The following is a 21,012-nucleotide window of genomic DNA, read 5'->3' as shown; positions in this document are numbered from 1 at the left end:
GGGTCACGCCGCCGCCTTCAGACGCCCGCCGCCCCGCACCAGCCGGACGGCCTCGGAGCCGAAGCGGCGTTCCAGCCGGCCCTGGAGGAAGGTCGCGATGGCGGTCATGAGCATGTACCACAGGCTCGCCACGATGAGCAGCTCCATGATCAGGTTGTTGGCCTTGTAGATCTGGCTGGCGTTCGTCATCAGGTCGTGGCCGGCGACGACGTACACCAGGGACGTGGTCTTCAGCATGGAGATGAACTCGTTGCCGGTGGGCGGGATGATGATGCGCAGCGCCTGCGGCAGCACGATCACCCGCATCCGCTTGGCGGGGGTCATGCCCAGCGCGTACGCCGCCTCGGTCTGGCCGTGGTCCACCGCCTGGATGCCGGCGCGTACGGTCTCGGCGAAGTAGGCCGCGAGGTTGAGCCCGAGCCCCAGCATGGCCGCGGTGAACCCGGTCATCACCTCGTTGGTGTCCCACTTCAGGCCGATCATCGTGAACGGGATCTTCAGCACCAGTTCGGGGAACAGGAACGCCAGGTTGTACCAGAAGATGAGCTGCACCAGCACCGGCGTGCCGCGGAAGAACCAGATGTAGAGCGTGGCCAGGCCGCTGAGCACCGGGTTGTGCGACAGCCGCAGGATCGCCATCGCCACGCCGAGCACCAGCCCGAGCACCGTCGCCAGCACCGAGATCTCGATGGTGACCCAGACGCCCGCGAGAATGCGGTCGTTGAACAGGTACTCGACGACCTTGCCCCAGTGCAGGCGCGGGTTGGCGGCGAACAGGTAGACCAGCCAGCCGGCGACCACGATCGCGACGAGCGCGGCGGCCAGGCGGCCCCAGTGCCGGGTCCTGACGACCGGGATCTGCGCGCCGTCCGGCCCGGTGAACGGTTCTGTGCGCATCCTCACGTACCGCCGTTGATGGTGGCCGCGTCCACCGCCAGCGCGCCCAGGTTCCAGGCTTCGAGCATCTTGGCGTACTCGCCGCTCGCGATCAGCGAGTCGAGCGCGCCCTTCACCGCCTCGATCAGCTCCTTGTCGTCGGTACGCAGCCCGATGCCCCACGGGCTCTCCGTGCCCTCAAGGGCCTTCGCCTCGATGCCGAGCTTCTCGTCGGGCACCTTGTACGCCGCCACCACGTAGTCGGTGATGCTGGCCTGCGCCCGCCCGCCGGTCACCTGCAGCAGCGCCTCCTGGTCGCCGGGGAACTTCAGCAGCTCGACCGCCTTCTCACCGGCCTTCTCGCAGTCGGCGGAGTAGCCCTCGGCCAGCTGCAGCGACGAGCCGTTGTCCACGACGGAGACCGTCTTGCCGCACAGGTCCTTCGGGCCGGAGATCTTCGCCGGGTTGCCCTTCTTGACGATCAGCCCGGCGCCCGCCTTGACGTAGTCGACGAACGTGAGCTGCTCCCGCCGCTCAGGCGTGTCGCTCATCGACGAGATGACGAAGTCGTAGCGGCCGGTCAGCACACCCGGGATCTGCGAGTTGAACTCCTCGTCGGTGATGCTCACCTTGACGCCGAGCTTGCGCGCGATCGCCCTGGCCAGGGCCGGGTCGAAGCCGATCGGGGTCTTGCCGTCGGTCGCGTACAGCTCCATCGGCGGGTAGCCGATGGACGAGACCACCTTCAGCCCGTCCTTCTTCAGCTTCGCCGGCGTCTTGCCGGCCAGGGCCGGGTCGGGCGTGATGGCGTTGATGACACCGGCCGCCTTCTCCTCGGCGGGCGCCTGGTCCAGGGTGACCGGCGGCGCGCTGCCGGCGGGCTCCGAGCTGTCGGCGTCCAGGGATTGGGCGCCGCAGGCCGCGGTCGCGGCCAGCAGCAGGCCGGCGGTGATGATACGGATCTTCACAGGGGGGTGCTCCTTCGTCAGGATCGCCGCCAGCGGACGTCGCCGCCGACGACGGTGGTGAGGACCTGGGTACGCAGCACCGCCTCCGGCGCCTCCAGGTAGGGGTCCGTGTCCACCGCGATGAAGTCGGCGAGCATGCCGGGCGCCAGCACGCCCTTGCGGTCCTGCTCGCCGGCCGCGTACGCGGCGCCCAGCGTGTGGGCGGTGATCGCCTCGGCCATGCTGAGCCGCTGCTCGGGCTGCCAGCCGCCGGCGGGGGTGCCGTCCTGCCTGGTGCGGGTGACCGCGGCGTACAGGGCGGCGAACGGGTCGGGGCTCTCCACGGGGGCGTCCGAGCCGAAGGCCAGCGCGACGCCGGCGTTCAGCATGCCGCGCCAGGCGTACGAGGCCAGGTCGTGCTCGCCCAGCAGCGCGTCCACCAGGGAGATGTCGGTGGTGCAGTGCACCGGCTGCATCGAGGCGACGACCCCGAGCCTGGCCATCCTGGTCAGGTCCTGGGGACGCAGGTGCTGGGCGTGCTCGATCCGGTGCCGCAGGCCCGGGGTGGGGCCGACCTGCTCGTACGCGTCCAGCACCAGCCGGTTCGCCCGGTCGCCGATCGCGTGCGTGGCCACCGCGATCCCGGCTTCGGCCGCGGTGGAGAAGAGGCGGACGAGGTCCTCGTACGGGGTGACCGCGATGCCGGTGTTGCCCGCCTCGCCGGCGAACGAGCGGTGCATGTGGCAGGTGTGCGAGCCGAGCGCGCCGTCGCTGAACACCTTGACCGGCCCCGTACGGAACCAGTCGTCGCCCTGCCCGGTCCTGCGCCCTTCGGCGATGGCCGCCTCCAGGTGGCCCACCGGGATCGCCTTGTGCACCCGGATCTTCAGCTCGCCCGCGTCGCGCAGCTCCAGGTAGGCCGCCCTGCAGTCCTCGCCGTCGATGTCGTGCACGCTGGTCACCCCCAGCGCCAGCAGTTCCTCCTGCCCGGCGCGCAGCCGGTCGCGCAGATCGCCGGCGACCATCAGGGCGCGCAGCGGGTAGGACGCCGACTCGCGCAGGATGCCGGTGGGCTCGCCGTCCGCGTCCCTGACGATCTCGCCGCCCACCGGGTCGGGGGTGCTCGCGTCGATGCCGGCCAGCTTGAGCGCGGCGCTGTTGGCCCAGACGGTGTGGCCGTCCACGTTCGGCAGCGCCACGGGCAGGTCGGGGCAGACCGAGTCGAGGGCGCGGCGGTCGGGCTGGACGGGCGGGTCCCAGACGTTGCTGTTCCACCGGCCGCCGAACAGCCATCCGCCCGGCCGCAGCCTGGCCGCGTGCTCGGCGATCCTGGCCAGGGCCTCGTCCAGGGAGCGGACGTCGCGCAGGTCCACGCCGGTGAGGCTGTGGGCGTACTGGGCGGTGTGGATGTGGGCGTCGTAGAAGCCGGGCAGGACGGCGGCGCCATCGAGGTCCACCAGCTCGGGCGCCGCGCCCGCGGCCGCGCGTACCTCGTCCTCGGTGCCCACGGCGACGATCTGCTCGCCGTCCACGGCCATGGCCGGGGCGGCGGGTGCGCCGGGGACGCCGGTACGGATGGCGGCGTTGCGGTATACGCGCATGCTGTCGTGATCTCTCAGGGAATGGGGAGGAGTGGTGTCGCTCACTGTAGGAGTCGCGAAAAGAAGTAGGAAGCGCTATAAACACGACATTTAGCGCCGCTCAGAGCAAGGAATGCTTATGCTGAAGCCCGAGCATCTGCGTACGCTGCGTGAGGTCGTCCGGCTCGGCTCCTTCGCCGCCGCGGCCAACCGGCTCGGCTACACCTCCTCCGCCGTCTCCCAGCAGATGGCCGCGCTCGAACGCGAGACCGGCGTCCGCCTCTTCGAGCGCTTCGCCCACAGCGTGCTGCCGACCAGCGCGGCCGAGGTGATGGCGCGGCAGGCCGAGACCGTGCTCGCCGACATCGACCGCATGGTGGCCACCGTCCAGGAGGTGCACCGCAACAGCCACCCGCAGGTCCGGCTCGGCCTGTTCCCCAGCTTCGCCGACGTGCTGGCCGGCGTCCTGCGCGACATGGAGCCTGAGGAGCGGGCCGGCATCCGGCTGTCGGTCGCCGAGCCCTCGCAGCTCATCACCCGCCTCGGCACCGGCGGCGAGATGGACGCCGCCGTCGTCTACCAGGTGGGCAACTCCGGGCTGTCGTGGCCGTCGGCGCTGTCGCGGCGGTGGATCGCCGAGGACCGCTACCGGCTCGTCCTGCCCCGCTCCTGGCCCGACCTGTCACCGCACCGGGCCGAGCAGCTCGTCGACCTGCCGTGGATCATGCACCACCCGGCCAGCAGCGACGCCACCCTGTTCGAGGCCTTGTTCGCCGGCTGGAACCTGCATCCGCGCGTGGTCGGCAACTCCGACGACTTCAAGGTCACCCTGTCGCTGATCGCCGCCGGCCTGGGCGCCGCCCTCCTCCCCGACCTCGCCCTCCGCACCCACAACCCTGAGGTGGTGGTCGTGGACCTCCCCTGGCTCAACATCAGCCGCAGCATCTTCACCCTCGCCCACCCCGACCGCGAAACCGCCCGCCTCCAAACCCTCCTGGACGCCCTCACACTCTGAATTCCGCGCGCCGGTCATCCTCGTCATAGACGAAATTCGATGTCCCGCCTTGTCCCTCTCCCGGCCCGGCCATAAGCGCGATGGTGGTCATGTTGTGCGCAGGCTCGGCCCCGGCGAACGATGGGCGGCACATGAGCGACGCGTCAGGAGAGGTGCGCGGTTTCTCCGGCCGGAGGTGTGAGGGTGTCAGGTGGCGAGGCCGCGGCGGTAGGCGTAGACCACCGCCTGGACGCGGTCGCGCAGGTCGAGCTTGGTGAGGATGCGGGAGACGTACGTCTTGACCGTCTCCTGGCTGATGACCAGCGTGGCGGCGATCTCGCTGTTGGACTGGCCGTCGGCGATGAGGCGCAGCACCTCCAGCTCGCGCGGCGTCAGCGCGGCGTCGGCGGCCGGCTCGTCCACGGGGCGGATGCGGGCGGCGTACTTGCCGACGAGCTGCCGGGTCACCTCGGGGGCGAGCAGCGCGGAGCCGGTGGCGACGGTACGGATGCCGTGCAGCAACTGGGGCGGCGGGGCGTCCTTGAGCAGGAAGCCGCTTGCCCCGGCGCGCAGCGCCTCGTAGACGTACTCGTCGAGGTTGAAGGTGGTGACGACGAGCACCTTGACGGGGTCCTCGACCCCGGCGCCGGCGAGCTGCGCGGTGGCCTTGATGCCGTCGAGCACGGGCATGCGGACGTCCATCACCACGAGGTCGGGCCTGAGCCTGCGGGCCATCTCGACCCCGGTGCGGCCGTCGCCGCACTCGCCGACGACCTCCATGTCGGGCTGCGCGTCGATGATGGTGGCGAACCCGGTGCGGATGAGCGCCTGGTCGTCGCAGATCAGGACGCGGATCGGCGCGCTCACGAACCGCTGCCCGTCGGGATGTGGGCACGTACGGCGAAGCCGCCGGCCTGCGGCCCGGACTCGAACCTGCCGCCGAGGGCCTCGACACGTTCGCGCAGCCCGTTCAGGCCGCGCCCGCTCCCTCCCACGGAAGTGGCACGGGAGCCGGAGCCGTCGGTGGTGACCACCACGCTGATCTCCTCCTCGCCATAGCGCACCTGGACCACGGTCTGGCTGCCATGGGCGTATTTGAGGGCGTTCGTCAGAGCTTCCTGGACGACTCTATAGGTCACGAACTCGGCGCTGCCTGCGGATTCGGATGGTTTGCCGTCTTCGTCGAACTCGACCGGTTGCCCGGCCTGCCGCGTCTGCTCGACGAGGTCCGCGAGATCGCTCGCCGACGGCACGCTGAAGTCGGCCTCGTGGTCGGGGTTGAGCACGTCGAGCAGGTGGCGTAGGTCGGAGATGGCGCGCCGCCCCGTCTGGGTGACGGAACCGAGCGCCGCGTCGAGGCGGTCAGGGCTGGCGGTCAGGTAGCGGGCCGCCTCGGCCTGCACGACCATGGCCGTCACGTGGTGGGTCACGACGTCGTGGAGCTCGCGGGCGATGCGGGTGCGTTCGGCGGTGCGGGTGGCCTCGGCGACGTGGCGGCGCCGCTCGGCCTCGGAGGCGCGGTAGGCGCGCAGCCAGGAGCCGACCGTCCAGAGGACCACCAGCGCCACGTAGAAGACCACCAGGTCGGGCAGCGTCTCCTTCGAACCGAGCTGTCCGAGCCAGAGCACCAGCACCACGTACGCCACCGACAGCAGCGCCGGGGTGAGCCGGCGGCGGCGCTCGATGTGGGCGCCCGCGCTGATGATCGCGATCGGCAGGGCGATGCTGCCCACCGTGTGGTAGGCGAAGACCTGGTCGAGGGAGAACCCGATCGAGATCAGCGCGGTGGCGGCGGCCGGGTAGCGCCGTCGTACCGCGAGCGGCAGGCACTCCAGGGCGACCACCAGGAGGGTGAGCGCGTCGAAGGGCTGGTTGGGCAGCATGCCGAGCGTGGTGCCGCTGCCCTCGAACTCGGGCACGAAGGACAGGACGATCAGCAGCAGGGCCAAGGGAAGGTCCCGGACCGTGACGTCGCTCCGGCGCCAGACGTCCCTTATGCGTCGAAGATCCATCACCGAGCGAGCCTAGCGGTGGCAGGGGGTGGCGTGCCCACCTCGGAGCGAAACCGAAAGAGGCGACTTGTCCCCCATGCGAGCTACGGGCGATTGTCCACTGTGTGGTGACGCTTCCGGGGTGCTCGATTCCATAGCGTAACGGTCATAACGCCGACGACGTTCCTTTAGCCCCTGGAGGACATCATGATCCGCACGTTCAAGACCACCGCCGTGGCCGCCCTCTGCGCCGCCGTGGTCGGCGTCGGAGCCGCCGGCTGCAATGCCGACGGACTCGATGAGCTGGACAAACTCGACGCCCTGGACGCCACGTCGTCGACCTCCCAGGAGGCCGGGGAGAAGCTGCTGTCCGGCACCGAGAAGATCGACGTGGCGGGCTTGAAGGTGAACGTGTCCTGCGCCGGCGAGGCGGCCGAGGGCAAGCCGGTGATCATGCTGCTGGCCGGCGCGGGTGACGGCCTGGACAAGCTGGCCGCCCTGCAGAAGACGCTGAGCGCGAAGAACCGGGTCTGCTCGTACGACCGTCCCGGCGAGGGCGCCAGCGACAAGCCCAAGGGCCCGCAGACCTTCGAGAGCGCGGGCGAGGTGCTGACCGCGGTGCTCGACAAGGCCGCGGGCGACCACCCGGTGGTGCTGGCCGGGCACTCCCTCGGCGGCCTGATCGCCGCCAGGTACGCCCCCGAGCACACCGACAAGGTCAAGGGCGTCGTCCTCATGGACGCCACCCCGTCCACCATGCTCAGCGACATGGAGAAGTCGATCCCGGCGAACGCCAAGGGCCCGGCCGGCGAGCTGCGCGCCCAGAACCTGGCCGTCTTCAAGGGGCAGAACCCCGAGATGATGAGCATGCCCGACGGGCCGGTCGCCGCCGCCGGTGACATCCCGGTCGAAGTGCTCAAGCACGGCAAGGAGTACCTCGCGGCGCTGCCCACGTACGGGCCGAGGCTGGAGCAGGCGTGGACCGCCGGCCAGCGCGCCTGGCTGAAGCTGTCCAGCAACAGCAAGCTGATCGTCGCCGAGAAGAGCGAGCACTACATCTACGTCGACCAGCCCGAGCTCGCCGCCGAGTCCATCGAGCGGGTCACCGCGCAGGCCGCGGGCGACCAGCCCGCGCAGTGACGGCCTGAAGACGAGGCGCGTGCCCGCCGACAGGGGCTTGCGGCGGGCACGCGCCTTTCCCCGTGTACTGCGGCTGGGGGGCCGGTCGCCGCCCGCCCAGCGGGTCACGGCGAAGGACCTGGCCGCGAACGTGGCGGCGCTGCCCGTGGTGCGCTGGCAGGGCTCCTGGCGGGCACCAGTCCAAGACGCCGCGAAGGAGCGGCAGGTGACGGCCGACGGCCCGGGTGTTCCGAGACCTGATGATGCCGTTCTTCCTCAGGAAGAGCGCCGGCCAGGAGTCGCTGGCCTGGATGTACCGCTACCAGGCGAGCCTGTGAGAGCGTCCCCTTAAGGTGACGGACAGGAGTCATCGCAGGAGGCGGCACGGTGAGCGCGCAGGGACGGGGGCGGGCGGGCAGGGAGGTCAGGGTGCTGCCCGCGCTCGCGGCCGGGCCGGTGGAGATGCCGTTCCCGATCCTCAGCTGGAGCGAGGACTTCACGCACGACCTCGACTGGAACGAGCATTCCCACCCTTATCACGAGCTGCTGTGGAACGAGCGGGGCGCGTCCACGGCCGTGGTGGGCGCGCGGGCCTGGACGGTCACCCCCACGCTCGGCCTGTGGATGCCGGCCGGGACGCTGCACTCCGGATCGGCGGCCGCCGGCACGCGATGCCGGGCCAGCCTGTTCGGCTTCGACGCGGTCGCCCCGATCTCCCCCACGCCGGTCGCGGTCGAGATCACGCCGCTGCTGCGGCTGCTGCTCGAACGGCTGGCCGACGCCGAGCTGCCCGCGCGCTCGCGGGAGCTGACCGAGGCGATGGTGCTCGACGTGCTCACCCCGTCGCCGCACGAGCTGCTGCTCAAGATGCCGACGTCCGAGCTGCTGCGGCCGATCGCCGACGCCGTCATGACGGATCCCGCCGACCGGCGCGGGCTGGCCGAGTGGGCGTCCCTGCTCGGGGTGAGCGCCAGGACGATCTCGCGGGCCTTCAACGCCGAGACCGGCACGAGCTTCGCGCGCTGGGTGGCGGCGGTGCGGGCGCAGCACGCGGTGGAGCTGCTCACCCGGGGGTGGCCGGTGGACGTGGTGGCGGAGCGGGTCGGGTATCGCTCGGCGAGCGCGTTCGGCGCGGCCTTCCGCCGGACGACGGGGCTGACGCCGGGAGCGTTCAGAGCGCCATGAGCGCCCAGGGGGCGCGGCGCGGGCGTGCGCGCTGGGCTGTTCGGGTGTGTCCCGATGGCGATATCCGGTGTCCTGAACGCTTGATTGCGACAAGTCGCCCATTTCTCCTATCGTGCAGGTCATAGGTAAGCCTTACCTAAGTAGTGGGTCACCACCAGTGGAGTACGAGTGAAGCGTCCACCCAGCCTGCGCCTCATCACCGTGGCGATCGCCCTGCTCATGGGCATCGTCGCCTGCGGCAGCAGCCAGCCGGAACAGGCGCGGGACAGCGCCGCGGCCCCGACCGCGAGCGGCGACGCCGCCTTCCCCCTGACGATCAAGCACGCGCTCGGCACCACCACCGTCCCGGCCAAGCCGACCCGCGTCGCCACCGTCAACTGGGCCAACCATGAGGTGCCGCTGGCCCTCGGCGTCGTCCCCGTCGGCATGGCCAAGGCGAACTTCGGCGACGACGACACCGACGGCCTGCTCCCCTGGGTGGCGGAACGGCTCAAGGAGCTGAACGCCCCGGCTCCCGTCCTGTTCGACGAGACCGACGGCATCGACTTCGAGGCCGTGGCCGACACGCGCCCGGACGTCATCCTGGCCGCGTACTCGGGCCTGACCCAGCAGGACTACGACACGCTCAGCGAGATCGCCCCCACGATCGCCTACCCGGACGCCGCCTGGGCCACCCCGTGGCGCGAGATCATCAGGCTGAACAGCAAGGCCATCGGCCTGGCCGCCGAGGGCGAGCGGCTGATCGGCGGCATCGAGACCGACATCGAGGCGGCCGTCGCCGAACATCCGCAGCTCAAGGGCAAGTCGATCATGTTCATGACGCACGTGGACCCCAACGACGTCAGCGAGATCGGCTTCTACACCACGCACGACACCCGCACGCTGTTCTTCGAGGACCTCGGGCTGACGATCCCCGGCAGCATCGCCGAGGCGTCGAAGGGCACCGACAAGTTCGCCCTGACCAGGAGCGCCGAGCAGATCGACGTGTTCGACGACGTGGACATCATCACCGGCTACGGCGACGAGAAGGGCGAGCTGCTCGCCAAGATCCGCAAGGACCCACTGCTGTCGAAGATCCCCGCCGTCGAGCGCGGCTCGATCTACCTGCTGCCCGACAGCAAGCCGCTCGGCACCGCCGCCAACCCGACGCCGCTGTCCATCAGGTACGTGCTCAAGGACTACGTCAAGGCGCTGGCCGAGGCCGCGGGCAAGGTCAAGTGACCCTGTCGCGACCCGAGGCCGCCACCGGCCGGAACCAGGACGCCGCCGCCGCGCGGCGTCCTGCGCGTGTCCGGCTCCTGTGGCTGCCGGCCGTCGTGGTGGTGCTGGCCGCGCTCATGGCCGCCTCGGTCGCCCTGGGCTCGCGGGACGTCTCCTTGGCCGACGTCTGGGCCGCGCTCGGCGGGGCCGACGGCTCGCTCGACCAGGCCGCGGTCGCCAAGCGCATCCCGCGTACGCTGCTCGCCGTGCTCATCGGCGGCGCGCTCGGCCTGGCCGGGGGCGTGATGCAGGGCGTGACCCGCAACCCGCTGGCCGATCCGGGCATCCTGGGCGTCAACATGGGCGCCTCGCTGGCCGTCGTCACCGCCGTCGCGTTCTTCGGGCTCACCTCACCCACCGGGTACGTCTGGGTCGCGATGGCGGGTGCGGCCGCCGCCGCGTTGTTCGTCTACACCGTCGGCTCGCTCGGGCGCGGCGGGGCCACGCCGCTCAAGCTCGCGCTCTCCGGGGCCGCCACGTCGGCCGCGTTCGCGTCCCTGGTCAGCGCCGTCATCCTGCCGCGCAACGACATCGCGGGCAGCTTCCGGCTGTGGCAGATCGGCGGGGTCGGCGGGGCCTCGTACGAGCGGATCGGGCACATCCTGCCGTTCGCCGCCGCCGGCTTCGTGCTGTGCCTGCTGTGCGCGCGGGGGCTGAACTCGCTCGCACTCGGTGACGACATCGCGGCCGGGCTGGGCGAGCGGGTCGCCCTCATCAGGGCCACCGCCGCGCTCGGCGCCGTCGTCCTGTGCGGCACCGCGACCGCCGCGGCCGGGCCGATCGCGTTCGTCGGGCTGGTCGTGCCGCACGCCGTCCGCCTGCTCGCCGGCGTGGACCACCGCTGGTCGCTGCCGTTCTCGGCCCTGGGCGGCGCGGCCCTGCTGACCGCCGCCGACGTGGTCGGACGCATGGTGGCGCGCCCCGAGGACGTCGAGGTCGGCATCGTGACCGCCCTGATCGGCGCACCGTTCTTCATCTACATCGTCCGCCGCCAGAAGGTACGTGAACTGTGACCGCCTTTCTGACCAGACCCCCTTCGGCCGAGGTCGCGCGGGCGGTGGCGCGCGGCCGGCGGCGGCGGACGTCGCGGCGGCGGGTCGTCGTGGTGACGCTGGCCGTGCTCGTCGTCGGCGCGTTCGCGGTGACCCTGATGGCCGGGCAGACCTTCTACCCGCCGGGCGACGTCATCCAGGTCATCCTCGGCGAGCGGGTGCCGGGCGCGTCGTTCACCGTCGGCCGGCTGCGCCTGCCGCGCGCCGTGCTCGCGCTCGTCGCGGGCTTCAGCTTCGGGCTGGCGGGCGTGACGTTCCAGACGATGCTCCGCAACCCGCTGGCCAGCCCCGACATCATCGGCATCAGCGCGGGCGCGAGCACGGCGGCGGCCATCGCGATCGTGTCGTTCTCGCTGGGCGGCCCGCAGGTGTCCGCCATCGCGATCGTCGCCGCGCTGGCCGTCGCGCTGCTGGTCTACACGCTGGCCTTCCGCGACGGGGTGGCGGGCACCCGGCTCATCCTGATCGGCATCGGCGTCGCGGCCATCCTCGACAGCGTCACCTCCTACGTCCTGTCGCGGGCCGCGGAATGGGATCTCCAGGAGGCCATGCGCTGGCTCACCGGCAGCCTCAACGGCGCGGGGTGGGAGCAGGTCCGACCGGCCATGGCCGCGCTGGTCGTCCTGACGCCCGTGCTGCTGTGGCAGGCCCGCGACCTGTCCACGCTGCAGTTCGGCGACGACACGGCCGCCGCGCTCGGCGTCCGCGTCGAGCGCACGAGGATCACGGTGATCGTCGCCGCGGTCTGCCTGATCGCGTTCGCCACGGCGGCGGCCGGGCCGATCGCGTTCGTGGCGTTCCTGTCGGGGCCGATCGCGGCGCGGCTGATCGGCCCAGGCGGCTCGCTGCTCGTGCCCGCCGGCCTGGTCGGCGCGCTGATGGTGCTCGCCGCCGACTTCGCGGGGCAGTTCGCGTTCGACACGCGCTTCCCGGTGGGCGTGGTCACGGGGGTGCTGGGGGCGCCGTACCTCGTCTATCTGATCGTCCGTACGCACCGCGCCGGCGGCTCGCTCTGACGTGCGAGGATGGACGAAGCCGGGAGGCGAGGCGTAGGTTGATGGATCATCTACCGGCTGACCAGGTCGGGGGGCGAGATGACCATCATCGATGTGGCCGCGGCCGACTCTTCCATGGTCGAGACCGTGGGCGGCAAGGCCGCCGGTCTCGGCGAGATGATCAGGGCGGGTGAGCGGGTTCCCGACGGCTTCTGCCTGACCGTGGCGGCGTACCGGAGCGGGGAGCTGCCCGAGCAGGAGCTGATCGACGCCTACGAGCGGCTCGGGGGCGGGCGGGTGGCGGTGCGCTCCAGCGCCACCACCGAGGACCTGCCCGATGCCGGCTTCGCCGGTCAGCACGACACCTACCTCGACGTGGAGGGTCACGCCGCGCTGCTCGACGCCGTACGCCGCTGCTGGGACTCCCTGCACAACGAGCGGGCGACGGCCTACAGGAAGGCCGTGGGCGTCGACGAGGCCGCCATGGGCGTGGTCGTGCAGCGCATGGTGGACGCCGAGGTCGCCGGGGTGCTGTTCACCGCGAACCCGGTGACCGGCTGCCGTACGGAGATGGTGGTGGACGCCGCCCCCGGCCTCGGCACGTCGGTCGTGGACGGCACGGTCGTCCCCGACCACTACGTCTTCGGCCACCGCGCGGCGCCCGACGGCGGCGGCTGTCTCGACCGGCGGCGGCTGGCGGCGCTGCGCGACGCGGGGCGGCGGCTGCAGGCGCACTTCGGCACGCCGCAGGACGTCGAGTGGGCCTTCGACGCCGCCGGCACACTGTGGCTGCTGCAGTCGCGGCCGATCACCACGTTGTTCCCCGCGCCGCCCGCCACCCGCGACACCCGCCTCTATCTCGAGGTCGGCCACATGCAGGGCATGCTCAGGCCGGTGACGCCGATGGGGATGTCGCTGCTCAAGGCGGCGATGGGCGTGTGGCTGGAGTCCACGGGCGGCAGGTTCGACCGGCGCGACCCGCTGCCGCGCGTGGTGCCGATCGGCGGGCGGCTCTACTTCGACCTGACCGACTTCCTGCGCAACACCTCGATGCGCGGGCAGCTGGGCGCGTCGCTGGAGGTGTACGGGCCGCGGGTGCGCGAGGCGGTCGATCGGGTGCTGGACGATCCGCGGTTCGCCCCGCGTCCAGGGCTGCCGTTCCGGCTGGGCAGCGCCGTACGGATGACACTGCGGCTCGCCCCCGGCCTCGTCGCGGGCGTCGTGCACAGCCTGGCCGCGCCCGACGCCGGACGGGCCAGGGCCTACCGCGCCGTGCACCGGATGCGGCGCGACGTCGTCCCGCCCGCCGAGCCCGCCACGGCGGCCGAGCGGCTGCGCTGGGTGATCGAGGACGCCCATCGCCCGCTGCGGACGGCCGGCCTGCACGGGCTGATGGGTCCGCTGGTCGCGGGCATGCTGGCCGGCACGTCGCCGGCGGGGCTGCTGGCCGGCGTCGCCTCCGCCGAGGAGCTGGACGTGGTGCTCGGCGGCATGCCGTACAACGTGACCACGGACATGGACCTCGCGCTGTGGCGGGTCGCGGTCAACGCGCGCCGGCACCGCGAGCTGTTCCTCGGCACCGACCCCGCCGAGCTGGCGGCCCGCTACCGCGCGGGCGAGCTGCCGGACATCGGCCTGGACGGCTTCCTGGGCCGCTACGGCATGCGGGCGGCGGCGGAGATCGACGTCGGCATGCCGCGCTGGGCGGAGGACCCGGCGCCGCTGTTCGGCACCATCGCCAACTACCTGCGCGTGGAGGATCCCGAGCAGGCGCCCGACCGGCGCTTCGAGCTGGCCGCGGCGCGGGCCGAGCGGATGATCCGCACGCTGGCGCCGCGCGCCCGCCTCGCCCGTCCGGTACGCGGCAGGCTCGCGGTGTTCCTCATGCGCCGCTCGCGCAAGCTGACCGGGCTGCGGGAGATCGGCAAGTTCGCCTGGCTGCCGATGATCCAGGAGTCGCGGCGCCAGCTCCTGCTCATCGGCGCTGACCTGGCCGGGCGGGGTCTGCTGGAGGAGGCCGGCGACGTCATGTTCCTCGACCTCGCCGAGCTGGCCCAGGCCGTGCGGCACGGGGAGGACCACCGGCCGCTGATCGCCCGCCGCCGCGCCGAGTACGCGCGGGAGTTGCGCCGCCCCACCGTGCCAGGCGCGCTGCTGTCGGACGGCACCGATTTGGAGGCGCTGGCCCCGCCGAGCGTCCCGGCCGAGGACGGCGTGCTGGTCGGCATGGCGGGCGCGGCGGGCCGGGCGACGGGCCGGGCCAGGGTGATCCGCGACCCGGCGGGCGCGCGCATCGAGCCGGGCGAGATCCTCGTGGCGCCCACCACCGATCCGGGCTGGACGCCGCTGTTCCTGACGACGGCGGGCCTGGTGACCGAGACCGGCTCCGCCATCGCCCACGGCCCCACCGTGGCCAGGGAGTACGGCATCCCGGCCGTCATCTGCGTCCGCGACGCCACCCGCGCGATCAGGACCGGCGACCTGATCACCATCGACGGGGGCGCCGGCACGGTCAAGGTGGAGCGTCACGACTGAACCTGCGTGCGGCTCACAACGCGCCTCCCCGTACAGTGAGGAGTCCGCCACAACCCCTGTGAGCTTGGAGTACGTGTTGCACGAGAAGTTGTCGTCGATCTATGACAACGTCCTGCGCCGCAATCCCGGTGAGATCGAGTTCCACCAGGCGGTCCGCGAAGTCCTCGACAGCATCGGCCCCGTGCTCGGGAAGCACCCCGAGTACGCCGAATCGAAGATCATCGAACGCATCTGCGAGCCCGAGCGGCAGATCATCTTCCGCGTGCCGTGGATGGACGACCAGGGCCAGGTGCAGATCAACCGGGGCTTCCGGGTCGAGTTCAACAGCGCGCTCGGCCCCTACAAAGGCGGCCTGCGCTTCCACCCCTCCGTCTACCTGGGGATCGTCAAGTTCCTCGGTTTCGAGCAGATCTTCAAGAACAGCCTGACCGGCCTGCCCATCGGGGGCGGCAAGGGCGGCTCCGACTTCGACCCCAAGGGCCGCTCCGACCGCGAGGTGATGCGGTTCTGCCAGAGCTTCATGACGGAGCTCTACCGGCACATCGGCGAGTACACCGACGTGCCCGCCGGTGACACGGGCGTCGGCGGCCGGGAGATCGGCTACCTGTTCGGCCAGTACAAGCGTATCACCAACCGCTACGAGTCCGGCGTCATCACCGGCAAGGGCCTCGTCTACGGCGGCGCCCAGGTCCGCACCGAGGCCACCGGCTACGGCTGCGTCTTCTTCGTCGACGAGATGCTGAAGGCGCGCGGCACGTCGTTCGACGGCAAGCGGGTCGTGGTGTCCGGCTCGGGCAACGTCGCCGTCTACGCCATCGAGAAGGTCGAGCAGCTCGGCGGCCTCGTCGTCGCCTGCTCCGACTCCTCCGGCTACGTGCTGGACGAGAAGGGCATCGACCTGGCGCTGCTCAAGCAGATCAAGCAGGTGGAGCGGGGCAGGCTCGACACGTACGCGCAGCGCCGCGACCACGCCACCTTCGTGCCCGGCCGCAGCGTCTGGGAGGTGCCGGGCGAGGTCGCGCTCCCGTCGGCCACCCAGAACGAGATCACCGGCGACGACGCCGCCACGATGGTCGCCAATGGCCTGGTCGCGGTCGGCGAGGGCGCCAACATGCCGACCACGCCCGAGGGCATCAAGGTGTTCCAGGAGGCGGGCATCGCGTACGGGCCCGGCAAGGCCGCCAACGCGGGCGGCGTCGCGACCAGTGCCCTGGAGATGCAGCAGAACGCCAGCCGCGACTCGTGGACGTTCGAGTTCTCCGAGCAGCGGCTGCAGGAGATCATGCGCGACATCCACGACCGCTGCCTCAGCACCGCCGACGAGTACGGCATGCCGGGCAACTACGTGGCGGGCGCGAACATCGACGGCTTCCGCCGCGTCGCGGACGCCATGCTGGCCCTCGGCCTCATCTGACACGGCCTGATCTGACACGGCCTCATCTGACGGCCTGGCCCGGCCAACGACGTCCGGGTCAACCAGCTTCCCCTTGTACCGTGACCCCCTACTCAAGCCGCCAGGCGGACGCCGTGCGGGCGACGTAGGCGGCGAAGTCGATCGGCTCGCGGCCGAGCGCCCTCTGGACGCCGTCGCGCGGCTCGGCGTACAGGCCCGCGCGCATGCCGGCGAACAGCGCGTTCAGCTCCGCCGCCGCCTCCTCCGGCGCACCCTGGGCGAGCAGCTCGTCCCTGTACTGCTCGGGGGTCAGCTCCTCGTACCTGATGGGATGCCCCGCCGCCTCGGCGATGGCGGCCACGGCCGCGCGGAAGGTCAGCGCCCGGGGGCCGGACAGCGTGTAGACCTGCTCGTGGTGGCCGTCCTCGGTGAGCGCCGCCGCGGCGACGTCGGCGATGTCCTGCGCGTCCACGAACGGCTCGGGCACGTCCCCGATCGGCAGGCCCAGCCGTCCTTCGCGCAGCGGGGCCAGCCAGATGTACGGGTCGTCGAAGTTCTGGTTGAAGTTGTTCGGGCGGATGACCGTCCATTCGGCGCCCGATTCGCGTACGGCCTGGTCCAGCGCGGTCATGCCGTTGAAGTAGCCGGGGAACCGCTCGATGTCGCGGCCGGACAGCGCCACGAGCCTGCGTACGCCCGCCTCCGTCGCCTGTTTCACGAACGGCTCGGCGGCCTCGGGGTCCTGGGGCGCGATGAGGTAGAGCGCCGACGCGCCCGCCACCGCGCCCGCCCACGTGCCGGGGTCGGACCAGTCGAACCGCGTCCCGCTCGACCGGGTCGCGACCCGCACGTCCGCACCGCGTCCTTGCAACGTCTTCACCAGGCGGCTGCCGGTCTTGCCCGTGCCGCCCAACACCACGATCGTCATGCCCCTCAGTGAATCGGCCGGGGGCGGGGTGCGGCCATGGCTCAGGATCCAGAGCGCATGCGCGATCGTCCATAACAGTGAAGGTATGGATCCGATCGATGATCTGCTGCGCGGTGTCCGGCCCGAGGGCGCCGGGCTCGGCGTCGAGGAGCTGACGCCGGCGCGCCCCCTCACCGGCGGCGCGGCCCTGACCCTGCTGGCGCCCATCGAAGGCGCCGCCGAGCTGCCGCACGGCGTCGTGCGGGCCGGCGAGACGGCGGTGGTGCGCGGGCCGTTCACCGCCCGCGCGACAGGGCGTGCCGTGCTGCTCGTCGGCACGTACGACGTGCGCGGCGCCGTCGGGCACCGGCTCCTCGACGTCCTGCCGCCCCTGCTGGTGCTGCCGGACGGCGACGACTGCGCTGCGACCAGGGACTTCCTGGTGGCGCAGGCCGCGTCGTGCGCGCCCGGCCGTCAGGTCGTGCTGGACCGGTTGCTGGAGTGGCTGCTGGTGTGCACGCTGCGGGCCTGGTTCGACCAGCAGGCCGTCGCGCCCGCCGGGTGGCACGACGAGACGCTCGGCCCGGTGCTGCGGGCGATGCACGCGGCGCCCGGCCGGCCGTGGACGCTGGCCGCGCTGGCCGGCGAGGCGGGCGTGTCGCGGGCCACGCTCGCCGAGCGGTTCGTGAAAGTGGTGGGCAAGCCGCCGCTGACGTATTTGAAGGAGTGGCGGATGGCGCTGGCGGCCGACCTGCTGACCGAGCCGGCCTCGACCGTCGGCGCGGTGGCCCGCCGGGTCGGGTACGCCGACGCGTTCGGGTTCAGCACGGCCTTCAAGCGCTTCTACGGCGTCAGCCCGACCGAGTGCCGGGCGGGCTGCCGCACCTGATCGCGGCGAGCGCCCGCTATAGGGGAGAATCGACCCTTGTGGAGGAGAACGGGTCGCTGGCGGACCTCGCCCGCCGGCTGGAGGAGGTCGTGGGCGAGCTGCGCGGCATCCCCGTGGACGTCGAGCGGGTGGCCGACAACACGCTCGTCCACCCGCTCATCCTGGAGGCCGCCGGCGCGGCCAAGGAGCTGCGGGCCATGCACCCGCTGGGCTCGACCGACCGGGGCCGCAGGGAGCAGCGCAGCCGGCGGGACGTGCTCGACGCGCTGCGCGGCGGCCTGAGCATGCGCACGATCGTGGGCTCCGCCGTGCTGGACGACCCGGTCAAGGCGGCCCGCATCAGGGAGCTGCACGCGGCGGGCGACCTGCACCGGATCATCGACGAGCCGATCCAGCAGCTGCTGGTCTTCGACCGGACGGTGGCGTTCCTGCGAACCACGCCCGTCGCCCACGCGCCCGGCGCCCTGGTCATCAGGCAGCAGAGCGTGATCGCCGCGCTGATCGACCTGTTCGAGCTGACCTGGGAGCGGGCCAGGGAGGTGACGGAGCCGGCGTACCGGCTGTCGCCGCGCGAGCGCGAGGTGCTGGCGCTGATCGCCGAGGGCCGCTCCAACCGGGCCGTCGCCGACGCGCTGTCGATCACCGAGGCGGCCGTGGGCAAGCACGTGACGAGCCTGTTCGCCAAGCTGGAGCTGCCCGCCACCGACGACGTCAACCGGCGGGTGCTGGCGGTGCTGGCCTATCTGCGCGGCACGGCCCGCTGAGGGTAGGGACAGAGCTACCCCGCTGTCGCCGTAGCCCCCGCGCGGGGGCGGCGCCGGGGCCGGTTCGATGGTCTCATGCAACGGATGACGGGATTGCTGGTCGGTGCGGTGTTCGGGGCGGTCTTCGTGCTCGTCAACGCGGGCGGCCCACTGGGCGGCGCGGTGGCGGGTGTGCTGCGGGTGGCCGCCTGCCTGGCAGCCGCCGGGGTGGTCGCCATGTGGTTCATGACCGTACGCGGGGAGCGCAGGTCGGGTCAGCCGCAGGGCCCCGGCATGTACGGGCGGGGTTACCTGCTCATCGTGCTGGCCGAGGTCGTGCTGCTCTTCGGCGGGCTGCGGGTGCTGGCCGCGCTCGGCGCCCCCGAGCAGGCCAACGTGGCCTGGGTGGCGTTCGTGGTGGGGGTGCACTTCGTCGCGCTCGCGCCGGTGTGGAAGGACTGGACGATCGCCGTGCCGGGCGCGCTGCTGGCTCTGCTCGGCGTGGCCGGGTTCGCGCTGGCCGGCACGTCCGCGCTCGCCTGGGTGCCGATCGTGAGCGGGGTGGCGTCGGGGGTGGTGCTGCTGGCGGCGTCGCTCACGACCGGCTGGCGGACGATGGCGGGGCTCAGCGCAGCCCGCGCTTGACGGTCGTTAGCCGCCGGGGGTGGTTGGTCATGATGCCGTCCACCCCGTACGACACCAGTTTGCGCAGCACGGCCGGCTTGTCGGCGGTCCAGGTGTAGACCCGCATGCCCCGGTCGTGCACCTTCTTGACGTAGCGGGCGGTGAGGCTCTTGTGGGCCAGCGTGAGCCCGTCGGCGTAGCGGGACAGCTCGCTCAGCCGGGCCGCGTTCGGCTTGCCGAGCAGCGCGATCGGCAGTCCTGGCACCATGGCGTGCAGGAATCGCATCGACTGCCAGCCGAACGCCTGCACGGTGAGGAACCCGTCGCCCCACAGCTCGCGCGACCCCTGCAGCTCGGCGGCCACCCTGCGGTCGATGTCGGGGCTGTCCGGCGGGTGCTTGATCTCCAGCAGCAGCCGGGTGCCGGTGCCGCGGACCGCGCGCAGGGCCTCGGCGAGGGTGGGCACGCCCTCGCCGCGGTAGCGGGCGGAGAACCAGGAGCCGGCGTCGAGCCGCTGGATCTCCTCGAGCGTGAAGTCCGAGACCCGCCACGGCGCCCGGCGGGGGAAGACCTTCTCGACGTTCGTGGTCCGCTCGAGTGTCTCGTCGTGCATGAGCACGAGCTTGTGGTCCTTGGTCTGCTGGACGTCGAACTCGCACACGTCCGCCCCCTGCGTCCGGGCCCGGGCACAGGCGGCGATGGTGTTCTCCGGGGCGTGCGCGGAGCCGCCCCGGTGGGCGATGGTGTCCACCCGGGGCGGCGCCGCGTGGGCCGTCGGGCCCGGCACCACGGCCAGGGCCGCGATGGCGAGGACGCCGAGAAAGCGGTACATGGTCCCTCCCCCCGTGTCGCGGCGCTGGCCGGCACACGTGCTGTTGTGCCAGAGAAGTGCCCGCCAATGAGGGGAATGACCGTTTTCTTCACGCGTGTCGCGGAGGTCCGTACGAACTTTTTGACCTCAGAAGACGCGTCCCGGACCGGCCGCCGCCGGCCCGGGACCCATGCGGTCAGTACCGCAGCTTGCGCAGGTAGCGGTAGCCCACCTCCGCCGTCTGCCGCGGCGTCACGTCCGGGGTGTCGTTCTCCACGATGTACTCCTCCACCCGGTGCGCGCGGAACACCCGGCGGAAGTCGATCGTCCCCGTGCCCAGGTCGGCCATGTCGCCGTCGAGGTGCCGGTCCTTGACGTGGTACTGCAGCACGCGCTGCGGCGCCCGGCGGATCACGTCGATCGCGAACTTCACCGGGTCGCTCGCGCCGCGCCCGACGCCGCCGGTGACCGCCCAGTAGATGTCGATCTCCAGGTGCACCAGGCGGGGGTCCAGCTCGGAGGTGAGCACGTCCCAGGGGGTGACCCCGCCCCCGAGGTCGGTGGTGAACTCGTGGGCGTGGTTGTGGTAGCCGTAGCGCAGGCCGGCCGAGCGGGCCGCGCGCGCCTCGACGTTCATCCGCTCGGCCCAGCCCTTCCACTCGTCCAGGCTGTTCGACGCGAGGTAGGGCACCACCATGTACTTCTGGCCGAGCGTCAGCGCGTTCTCGATCTTCGTGTTGAGCGCGGCGTCGTCGGCGCTGATGCCGTCGTGGCTGGACGTGGCCCGCACGCCCAGCCCGTCGAGGAAGCGCCGCAGCTGCCTGGCGGTACGGCCGAAGTAGCCGAGCGCCAGCTCCACCTTCGGGTACCCGGCCCGCGCCACGTACCTGAGCGTGGCGTCGTAGTCCTGGGCCAGGTCGTCGCGGAGCGTGTAGAGCTGGATGCTGATCTTGCCGGGCGGCACCTTCTCGCCGCGCGGGTGCTGCGGATGGTGCGGATTCGTCACCGCCGCGGCGGCGGGCGAGCCGGCGGCGACCGCCGCCGCGCCGAGCCCGAGACCCGCGGCGAGCAGGGAGCGCCTGCTGGGGCCGTAGCCGTAACACATGGTGGT

At 72.0% G+C, this 21,012-nt stretch carries 19 protein-coding genes; 11 read left to right on the top strand and 8 right to left on the bottom strand.

Features of this window, described 5'->3' with window-relative positions; translation table 11 throughout:
• Positions 1–3: 3 nt before the first annotated feature.
• From AB0K18_RS28595 to AB0K18_RS28585, 3 genes are read right to left on the bottom strand one after another with little or no spacing between them, the layout of a single operon-like run.
• The gene (locus AB0K18_RS28595; RefSeq protein WP_364920038.1) at positions 4–897 is read right to left on the bottom strand and encodes an amino acid ABC transporter permease; all 894 of its coding nucleotides are present in this window, start codon (positions 895–897) and stop codon (positions 4–6) included.
• Between the two features lie 2 nt (positions 898–899).
• Entirely contained in the window at positions 900–1,844 is a 945-nt protein-coding gene (locus AB0K18_RS28590; protein WP_364920035.1) for an ABC transporter substrate-binding protein, read from the bottom strand.
• A gap of 17 nt (positions 1,845–1,861) precedes the next feature.
• Positions 1,862–3,424, bottom strand: coding sequence for an amidohydrolase (locus AB0K18_RS28585; protein WP_364920032.1), 1,563 nt, complete (start codon positions 3,422–3,424; stop codon positions 1,862–1,864).
• Positions 3,425–3,542: 118 nt separating this feature from the next.
• Between AB0K18_RS28585 and AB0K18_RS28580 the strand changes: the two genes are divergently transcribed.
• Positions 3,543–4,418, top strand: a complete 876-nt coding sequence (locus AB0K18_RS28580; RefSeq protein WP_364920029.1) for a LysR family transcriptional regulator — start codon at positions 3,543–3,545, stop codon at positions 4,416–4,418.
• Positions 4,419–4,604: 186 nt separating this feature from the next.
• On the opposite strand, the gene AB0K18_RS28575 is transcribed toward AB0K18_RS28580, so the two are convergent.
• Positions 4,605–5,264, bottom strand: a complete 660-nt coding sequence (locus AB0K18_RS28575; RefSeq protein ID WP_364920026.1) for a response regulator transcription factor — start codon at positions 5,262–5,264, stop codon at positions 4,605–4,607.
• Positions 5,261–6,412 carry a histidine kinase gene (locus tag AB0K18_RS28570; protein ID WP_364920023.1) on the bottom strand — a complete coding sequence of 384 codons (1,152 nt, stop codon included), beginning with the start codon at positions 6,410–6,412 and terminating at the stop codon, positions 5,261–5,263. Before AB0K18_RS28570 ends, AB0K18_RS28575 begins: the two co-directional genes overlap by 4 nt.
• A 183-nt stretch (positions 6,413–6,595) precedes the next feature.
• On the opposite strand from AB0K18_RS28570, the gene AB0K18_RS28565 reads away from it, so the two are divergent.
• The 7 genes from AB0K18_RS28565 (at position 6,596) to gdhA (ending at position 15,948) form a co-directional block, all read left to right on the top strand.
• Positions 6,596–7,528, top strand: a complete 933-nt coding sequence (locus AB0K18_RS28565; protein WP_364920021.1) for an alpha/beta hydrolase — start codon at positions 6,596–6,598, stop codon at positions 7,526–7,528.
• Positions 7,529–7,894: 366 nt separating this feature from the next.
• Positions 7,895–8,692 (top strand): AraC family transcriptional regulator, encoded by a 798-nt coding sequence (locus tag AB0K18_RS28560; protein ID WP_364920018.1) that lies wholly within the window; start codon positions 7,895–7,897, stop codon positions 8,690–8,692.
• Positions 8,693–8,860: 168 nt separating this feature from the next.
• On the top strand, positions 8,861–9,913 hold the full coding sequence (locus AB0K18_RS28555; RefSeq protein WP_364920016.1) for an iron-siderophore ABC transporter substrate-binding protein: 1,053 nt from the start codon (positions 8,861–8,863) through the stop codon (positions 9,911–9,913).
• A complete protein-coding gene (locus AB0K18_RS28550; protein WP_364920013.1) occupies positions 9,910–10,965 on the top strand; it encodes an iron ABC transporter permease in 1,056 nt (351 codons plus the stop codon). Before AB0K18_RS28555 ends, AB0K18_RS28550 begins: the two co-directional genes overlap by 4 nt.
• Positions 10,962–12,020: an iron ABC transporter permease gene (locus AB0K18_RS28545; protein ID WP_364920010.1), complete on the top strand. Its 1,059-nt coding sequence runs from the start codon at positions 10,962–10,964 to the stop codon at positions 12,018–12,020. Before AB0K18_RS28550 ends, AB0K18_RS28545 begins: the two co-directional genes overlap by 4 nt.
• 78 nt (positions 12,021–12,098) lie before the next feature.
• Positions 12,099–14,534, top strand: a complete 2,436-nt coding sequence (locus AB0K18_RS28540; RefSeq protein ID WP_364920008.1) for a PEP/pyruvate-binding domain-containing protein — start codon at positions 12,099–12,101, stop codon at positions 14,532–14,534.
• A 73-nt stretch (positions 14,535–14,607) separates the two neighbouring features.
• The gene (gdhA, locus tag AB0K18_RS28535) at positions 14,608–15,948 is read left to right on the top strand and encodes an NADP-specific glutamate dehydrogenase (RefSeq protein WP_364920005.1); all 1,341 of its coding nucleotides are present in this window, start codon (positions 14,608–14,610) and stop codon (positions 15,946–15,948) included.
• 88 nt (positions 15,949–16,036) lie between these two features.
• Here the strand turns inward: gdhA and AB0K18_RS28530 are convergent, their stop codons facing one another.
• Entirely contained in the window at positions 16,037–16,855 is an 819-nt protein-coding gene (locus tag AB0K18_RS28530) for an NAD(P)H-binding protein (protein WP_364920002.1), read from the bottom strand.
• Between the two features lie 85 nt (positions 16,856–16,940).
• Between AB0K18_RS28530 and AB0K18_RS28525 the strand changes: the two genes are divergently transcribed.
• The 3 genes from AB0K18_RS28525 to AB0K18_RS28515 all read left to right on the top strand — a co-directional run bounded on the left by AB0K18_RS28525 (position 16,941) and on the right by AB0K18_RS28515 (position 19,111).
• Positions 16,941–17,723: an AraC family transcriptional regulator gene (locus AB0K18_RS28525; RefSeq protein ID WP_364920000.1), complete on the top strand. Its 783-nt coding sequence runs from the start codon at positions 16,941–16,943 to the stop codon at positions 17,721–17,723.
• Positions 17,724–17,761: 38 nt separating this feature from the next.
• Positions 17,762–18,487, top strand: a complete 726-nt coding sequence (locus tag AB0K18_RS28520) for a LuxR C-terminal-related transcriptional regulator (RefSeq protein ID WP_364919998.1) — start codon at positions 17,762–17,764, stop codon at positions 18,485–18,487.
• 84 nt (positions 18,488–18,571) lie between these two features.
• Positions 18,572–19,111 carry a hypothetical protein gene (locus AB0K18_RS28515; protein WP_364919995.1) on the top strand — a complete coding sequence of 180 codons (540 nt, stop codon included), beginning with the start codon at positions 18,572–18,574 and terminating at the stop codon, positions 19,109–19,111.
• Here AB0K18_RS28515 and AB0K18_RS28510 read toward each other — a convergent pair.
• Together AB0K18_RS28510 and AB0K18_RS28505 are read right to left on the bottom strand one after the other, a co-directional pair.
• Positions 19,092–19,922 carry a glycerophosphodiester phosphodiesterase family protein gene (locus AB0K18_RS28510; protein ID WP_364919993.1) on the bottom strand — a complete coding sequence of 277 codons (831 nt, stop codon included), beginning with the start codon at positions 19,920–19,922 and terminating at the stop codon, positions 19,092–19,094. The two genes, AB0K18_RS28515 and AB0K18_RS28510, sit on opposite strands and share 20 nt — an antisense overlap.
• 175 nt (positions 19,923–20,097) lie before the next feature.
• A complete protein-coding gene (locus tag AB0K18_RS28505; RefSeq protein ID WP_364919991.1) occupies positions 20,098–21,006 on the bottom strand; it encodes a sugar phosphate isomerase/epimerase in 909 nt (302 codons plus the stop codon).
• Positions 21,007–21,012 lie beyond the last annotated feature (6 nt).

Source organism: Nonomuraea sp. NPDC049421 (assembly GCF_040677005.1).
Classification (GTDB): domain Bacteria; phylum Actinomycetota; class Actinomycetes; order Streptosporangiales; family Streptosporangiaceae; genus Nonomuraea; species Nonomuraea salmonea.
The sequence above is the reverse complement of the archived record's forward strand: the minus strand, read 5'-3'. Positions and strand labels throughout refer to the sequence as shown.